At 75.1% G+C, this 309-nt stretch carries 1 protein-coding gene; it reads left to right on the top strand.

Annotated features, from left to right (window positions below; genetic code table 11):
• A partial coding sequence (locus AN216_RS28860; RefSeq protein WP_170842971.1) for an ACP S-malonyltransferase occupies positions 1-309 on the top strand: 309 nt, incomplete at both ends.

Here is a 309-nt window from a genome sequence, read left to right as displayed (position 1 = left end):
TGGCGGACTTCCGTACGGTCGCCGAGGAGTTGGCGTACGCCCCGCCCAGACTGGCCGTGGTCTCCAACCTGACCGGACGGCTGGCCACCGAGGACGAGCTGTGCTCCGCCGACTACTGGGTCCGGCAGGTGCGTGGCGCCGTGCGCTTCGGGGACGGCGTGCGCGAGCTGTGGGCGCAGGAGGCCGGGCACCTGGTGGAGCTGGGCCCGGACGGCACGCTGTGCGCGATGGCCGAGGAGAACCGTGGCGCGGACGCGGCCGAGGCCGGCGTCGTGCCGCTGGCGGGCGGTCGGGTGGCCGAACACAGCG

This window comes from Streptomyces oceani (assembly GCF_001751245.1).
GTDB lineage: Bacteria > Actinomycetota > Actinomycetes > Streptomycetales > Streptomycetaceae > Streptomyces > Streptomyces oceani.
This window is presented reverse-complemented; position numbering and strand designations above follow the sequence as displayed.